This window comes from Microcystis sp. M53603_WE2 (genome assembly GCF_030065435.1).
This window is the reverse complement of record NZ_JASJFF010000063.1, coordinates 1-6,416: the sequence shown is the minus strand read 5'-3', so window position 1 is coordinate 6,416 and position 6,416 is coordinate 1. Positions and strand designations below refer to the sequence as shown.

At 48.1% G+C, this 6,416-nt stretch carries 4 protein-coding genes and 1 pseudogene; all 5 read right to left on the bottom strand.

What is annotated here, in order from left to right; all coding sequences use genetic code 11:
- Positions 1-197 precede the first annotated feature (197 nt).
- A complete protein-coding gene (locus tag PX481_RS01510) occupies positions 198-635 on the bottom strand; it encodes a LamG domain-containing protein (protein WP_353852175.1) in 438 nt (145 codons plus the stop codon).
- A 499-nt stretch (positions 636-1,134) separates the two neighbouring features.
- Positions 1,135-1,911: a sterol desaturase family protein gene (locus PX481_RS01505; protein WP_043998932.1), complete on the bottom strand. Its 777-nt coding sequence runs from the start codon at positions 1,909-1,911 to the stop codon at positions 1,135-1,137.
- A gap of 1 nt (position 1,912) precedes the next feature.
- Complete coding sequence (locus PX481_RS01500) at positions 1,913-4,222, bottom strand: NACHT domain-containing protein (protein ID WP_288093318.1); 2,310 nt, start codon at positions 4,220-4,222, stop codon at positions 1,913-1,915.
- Positions 4,223-4,251: 29 nt separating this feature from the next.
- The gene (locus tag PX481_RS01495; protein ID WP_004159262.1) at positions 4,252-5,820 is read right to left on the bottom strand and encodes a B12-binding domain-containing radical SAM protein; all 1,569 of its coding nucleotides are present in this window, start codon (positions 5,818-5,820) and stop codon (positions 4,252-4,254) included.
- 59 nt (positions 5,821-5,879) lie between these two features.
- Positions 5,880-6,092: pseudogene (locus PX481_RS29535) on the bottom strand (hypothetical protein); the annotation flags it as partial.
- Between the last annotated feature and the right edge of the window lie 324 nt (positions 6,093-6,416).

The window sequence follows — 6,416 nt, the reverse complement described above, 5'->3', positions numbered from 1 at the left end:
TGGCTGAATAAATCTAAAAACCTTGTTGGGTAAGACTTTTAGGCGTTTTGTCAATCAAAAGGTACTGGATGTGGGAGTGATCGGGGGGAAATTTAGGCACTTTTTCCCTGAAAATTAGGTAATTGGCCACCTCAAAACTGGTAAAACCCCACACCCCACACCCCACACCCCACACCCTGCCCCCAGGAAAAACTTTTTCAGCAAACCCTATATACTTGTACGTCGTCAATCAACCCTGTATACAATCCTGTTGGTTGAGAGCCTACAGCAACTCCTCCAACTAGGAAAGGAGCCGAGGTTGCCCCAATTGGATCACTGGCAGTGATCGCATCCAAGATACCATCTACATATAATAAAGAATTTCCACCTTGCTCGTACACCACAGCTATTTGATGCCAGTCGCCATCTGTTACTGTAGTGTTGCCATGCAATACGTGCCTGTTAGGAAAAGGTGCGTAGAATCCTGCTTTCGTCAATTGCCGTTCCCCAGGGTTGATACCATTAACAAATACCATATATCCAGACACAATCCCTGCTGTATGCTTTGCCACGACAAAGTTATCGTTAAGTACCGTTGAGTTAATCCAAGCTGAAATGGAAAAGTTGCTATTGGTGAAACCATAGATGTTTCCCATGTTAACAAGGTCATTAGTGGCTTGACTCAAGCTAATTGCATTTCCAGAAATTCCTCCACCCACAAGTGTGGCGTTCCCCTGTAAAATACCGTTTTGTCCCCCTACACTATCGGCAGCGATAGTTCCCCCTGTTTCGTCAAATGTCCAATGGGAAAGAATTGTTGCTGCCTGAACAGGTGCTATAACGAAGGTACTAACAGCAATAAGCTAAACGGCTTTTACTTCGGATCACCGATATAGACTCCAAAAGGGTTATAGCTGTTGGATCATGCAGGTTAAGCGCCGTTTAGCTTAGCACCTGTCACTAAAATAATTTTGTTGAAGTTCATGAAGTCTCCTTATTGAATTTGTAGAATTTGAGAACTGCTTACCTGAGTCGAGTCAACAATTCTGCTTCTGCTATTACCCTGATAGATGGTTGTTTGATTTGATGTGTGAATTGATTGAGTCTGTATGAATTGCTTGAATACGAGACAAAATGTAACGGGCGATGCACGAGTTAAATTCCATCGACTTTACCCGTCAGACGCTCATCAAACTTCTGCTCATAATCGGGGTCTTGAGTTCCGAGGAGTTTGTCCCAGAACGTGAAATATAGACCGTAATGTACGGTGTACTTGCGATGATGAATGGAATGATGGGCAGGACCAATAAACCACCGACCCAACCAATGATGGGGAAATGAGGAGGGCAAGCGATCGATCCCAAGATGATTTAACACTGCCCAGATCGTCATCGTGGTGAGTGCCGCAATTAACGTGATGAAATGCAGGGGAAGGACAAAGACAATGCCGACCAGGAAGAGAGACTGAACGATCGCCTCTAGTGGGTCAAAGGCAAACGAAGTCCACGGGGTAGGATAGCGCGAGCGATGATGTCCCTGGTGTAACCACCGAAAGAGTGACGGGTGGTGAAACAAGCGATGGGTGAAATAGAAATAGGCATCCTGGAGAACCAACACAGCGCCATAACTAACCCCTAAATAACACAGCCCATACTGTTGAGGGTGGCTGTATAAGCGGGTAATGCCCCAACTGTATCCTGTCATGATGAAAGCCGCCGCCAGCGCAAACACCCCCGCCGAAAGAACCGAGAGCGTGATATCTTGTTGAATCGATCGCCAAGAGGGAGACCAATGCCGCAGGTTGTGATTGACAAAGGACTGACTCAAGGGCGAATAGAAGAACAAATAGGTTCCCCCAGCCACGAGAAAGTATCGCGCCAGGATGATCCCAAAGAAAGCGAACCCGTAAAATCCAAATGAGTGGTCTATCAATTTAATCTCCTTGCCATTCCCGATCTTCCAAGTCCTTTTGAGGTAACAGCAACGTGGCTTCAATTTCTTGCCGGATTGCGGCTGTTATTTCGCAGTTACTATTCAAACAATCGATCAGGAGTTGATTGGCCTCATAGTAGCGTTGGAGCAGCTGCTGTTGCTCAGTCGTAAACTGCCAGGGATGATGAATATTGCGATAATTGGCGATCGTGCCCCTCAACTGTTCCACCCAGGCAGAATAGTTTTTCTGCCACCAGTCCTGAAGCCGTTCCCGGTTTTGACTCGGAGGTGGCAGTTGGTCTCTCAATTGTTGCAAAGACTTATAAAATCCAGCATCCAGAACCATCACCAGAATGTTGTTGAGTGCCTCGCTACAAGCATTGACATAGGCAAAATCCTGACTGTGGTCGATGGCAAACTCTACCAGCAAGTTCTCCAACGCCGCATCTAAAAACATCCCCTGATCGAGCGTGCTGGCTAAGGCAAAGCGATCTGCCGTATGCGGGCTTTGGGCAAGGGCAAGGTAAAATGCGCGTGCGGTCGCCACTTTGGTTTCGTCTGGGAGCTGCTGGGATTTTTGGCTGGCCCAACTCAAAAACTCTTGCAGATAGGAGTCTTGCGCGACTAAGGCATCAATTTGTTGCTTCATCAACTGCACCAGCGCATCTGCACTTCGCAACATGGCAGCCGTTAACAAGAAGACTTCGCGCCAGTGGGAATCGGTGATGTGACTCACCAACCCTCCCAGTGCTTGTTCTAATGCCTGCAAATTATGGCTGGCAACTATTTTTCGAGCCGTGAAGTATTCTTGAAATGCCAGATAAGAAAATGAAAAAATGCCTCGCGCCCGCTCTGTGAGGAGTCCATGCTGTGCCTCGATCGCTTTCAGCATGGCTTCGCTTTCGAGTTGGAGTTCCTCTGCTTCCAGGGTTGCACCTGGCAAATTCCGCAAATAGTCGCCAATGTATTGCTCAATCGTGCGTTGCTCAAAAAAATACTGCCCCTGTTCAAAAGTAACTGCTGCAAGCTGGCTCAACAGCCTCAATTTTTGGGGCAATAAAAACCCCCGGTAAACCTGATCGCGTTCGACTCCTCGAGCTTCATCCCATTTACCCAGCAGCAAATCCAGCCCTTGTTTATAAAACTCAGCCCGCTTGCTCGGAAATTTCCCTTGACCCTGAAACACCCAGCAGGCGAGATGCAGAAACAGAGGTGTCACCACCAGTTGCCGAAATTGCCAGTTTTCCGGCAAGTCCAACTTCTCCATAAACTGAGCCGACTGCTCCTGCCCCGCTTGAGCAGTCGTTTTGCTCAGTGCCACAAACCACTTTTGCGCGAAGGTGCTGATTTGTGCCTGGGTAAAGGGGGCAATTTCTACATCAGTGAAACCTCGAATCTGGAGTTTTTGGGCAGCGGTGCGACAGGTTACTACAAATCGATTGCGATGATACTTTTCTGAGAATTGACGAATTTCTCTCAGAACTGCTGTAATGTCCTGGGTGAGCACTTCATCCATGCCATCGAGCAACAGCAGGACTCTGCCCGCTTGCAGTAAGGTTTCCAGCACAGACGGGTTGGAAATTCCAGCGGTGAGCAATGCCTGACGGATGTAGTTGAACAGGCTAGATTCACCACTGGGACTGGACTCCTCGGCAAATTCTCTCAATAAGATAAAAATCGGCACTTGATTCGCCGCAAACTCGCCTTGGTTGCACTGAATCGCCAGATGTTGCAAAAAGGTCGTTTTGCCAACCCCCGGCCTGCCCAAAACTCTAAGCTTTGAGTAAGTTTCAACAGCCTGCATTCCGGGTATTTGCTTCTGCTCAACCTCTCCCAAACCGACGCGATCGAATTCAGCGGGACCCAAGTTTTGCCAATCGGCAATCTCCACCCACTGTTGACTGGCAATTTCCGCCAAAATATTGACATCCACATAGATGTCATCAAGGTTGACTGGATGGCTGATGTCTAGTAACTGCAAGATGCCGCACTGGTTTTGGATGGTGTCCAGGCGTTGCGCTCGCACCTCTTGCACCAGAGCATCAATATTAGTTTTCGCCAGTTCTCCGGGTTCAGGAAATTCTGCGGGCGGAGCGAGGGCAATCTCCCGCCAATCCAAATCCAGAATCGAACAAATTTCCAGGAAAACCTGGCGATCAACGGGTTTTCCTGTGAAAAACCGCCAAATCGGCTGGCGGGTCTTTAAGTTCACTTCCCCTGCTAGATTTTCCTGAGTCCACCCCTTGAGATCAAAGGCTCGTTTAGCCTGTTTAATTCCCGAAGGGGAGGCCTGGAGCGATCTCTTGACCATACAATCCAATCCTCCCTATCGAGTCAGAATCAGTTCTGGTTGGGACGACCAGAAACTTCTAAGGGATCGTAGCCTAGTTGTTGAGTAATCCGTTCTCTGGCTAAGGCCCGGTACTCCCAAAAATGTTCTCCCGCCGCGCACAGACCTAAATAGAGATTGAGAACTTGGGGCTTTTTTTGCCAAATCGTCCATAATTGCCGCCAAAACTGTCCCCGAATGTTCCCTCGGCGGATACCCTGATGCCAGATTAACTGGGTAATCAGCCGTAACCCCTTACCCACGGGAAATTGCATGGTTTGCTTGTGTTTTGACTGCAAACCCAGACCGAGACATTGTTGGAAACAGCGTCGGAGATAGTGGCTGGGTTCGTACAGCGTCCAGAAGCCTTCGACATACTCTTTGGCAATTTCGGCAATCGGGCGGGTGGGGATAAAATTCATCAAGCTATTCTGATCTCCCGTCGGATGGATGCTGTCACCCTCAACTAAACGCTGTTCTTGCTGGAGACGATGCCAAAGAGCCGTATTCGGCAAAGATTGGAGAATTCCTAACATGGGCTGAGGAATACTGGTTTCTTCCACAAAGGCTTGAATCCTTTCCCCCGCACCAGAGCGCTCTCCATCAAACCCCAAGATAAATCCAGCATAGATTAGCAAACCGGCTGCATTAATCTTGCGACAGGCTTCCACCAGTGGATTGCGAGTATTTTGCAGTTTGCGCGTCACTTGCAGACTATCTTGGTCAGGAGTTTCAATCCCCAGAAAGACAGAATAAAACCCCGCCTCAGCCATCAGGCTTAACAATTCATCATCCTCTGCCAAATTGACCGAGGCTTCAGTAATAAAGGTGAAGGGATAGTCGTGCTGCTTCATCCAGGGAATCAAGTCTCTGAGAAAGCGTTTGACGTTGCGCTGATTGCCAATAAAGTTGTCATCGACGATGAACAACGAACCGCGCCAGCCTAGGTCGTAGAGAGTCTGCAACTCTGCTAAAGTCTGACTCGGCTCTTTAGTACGAGATTTGCGCCCGTAGAGGGAAATAATGTCGCAAAATTCGCAGTTAAAAGGACAGCCGCGAGAGAATTGCACTGCCATCATTAAGTAATCGTCTCGCTGAAGCAGGTCGAAGCGGGGGATGGGGCTGAGGGTCACGTCTGGCTTGTCCCCAGAGCGGAAAATTCCCTGGCTTTGACCTTGAGCGATCGCCTCCAAAAACAGGGGAACGGTTAACTCTCCCTCATCCAAAATGAGATAGTTCGCTCCAGAATCCAGGGCATCCTGGGGGACAGAGGTGGGGTAGGGACCGCCAACGGCGACTTTTTTGCCTAACTGCACGGCTTTTTGAATCAGAGCTTGAAAATCTGGCTTCTGGACTAACATGGCAGAGAGGATAACCAACTCACACCACTCCCAATCGGCTTCTGTTTCAGGATTGACGTTGCGATCATAAAATCGAATCTCCCAGTTTTGGGGGAGGAGGGCGGCGACAGTAATGATGCCGAGGGGTGGAATGGTGGCTTTCAGTCCCGCGATTTCCATAAAGCGATCGTAAGACCAGAAAGACTGGGGAAACTCAGGGTAGAGTAACAGGGCTTTCATCGAAAAAATGGGTCTGAAACCCCGCCCTTTAGCGATAGCGGAGGGCGGCTTTACATAAGTTAGTGAGAAACAATTAAACCGTTAGAACGACGAATTAACTGAATCTTACTAACAGTTATCTGTCCCAATCGTTGACCATTGGCATCGCTTACAGATAGCTGTTTTTCGGTATCTCCACTAACATAACCAATTCCTTTGGGAGAAGAAATTAAATCTCCTTTACGGAACCCATGTCTTGTGGTAGAGCCACCATATTTACGTCGTTTACCACCTTACAACTATGTCTGCTTCTTCATTGGAGGGGAATATACCGATGATCGAGTGAATATTTGTCATGAATTTCCTGTTTTTAGTACATAATTAGATTATATCCAACATTCCGCAGGTCAGATTCCACTTCATAAATATCCCTCTTTGGGAGTATCTCATTTATGCAAGTGAGTAATTAGGGTTTGCGGCAAAAAGTTTTTCTTGGGGGCAGGGTGTGGGGTGTGGGGTGTGGGGTGTAGGGTTTTACCGATTTTGAAGGGGTCAATTACCTAATTTTCAGGGAAAAAGTCCCTGAATTTTCCCCCCGATCACTCCCATATCTGGTA

Coding starts and splice junctions, on each gene's coding strand:
- PX481_RS01495 (WP_004159262.1), bottom strand. CDS start 5,820: ATGAAAGCCCTGTTACTCTACCCTGAGTTTCCCCAGTCTTTCTGGTCT.
- PX481_RS01510 (WP_353852175.1), bottom strand. CDS start 635: ATGGGAAACATCTATGGTTTCACCAATAGCAACTTTTCCATTTCAGCT.
- PX481_RS01500 (WP_288093318.1), bottom strand. CDS start 4,222: ATGGTCAAGAGATCGCTCCAGGCCTCCCCTTCGGGAATTAAACAGGCT.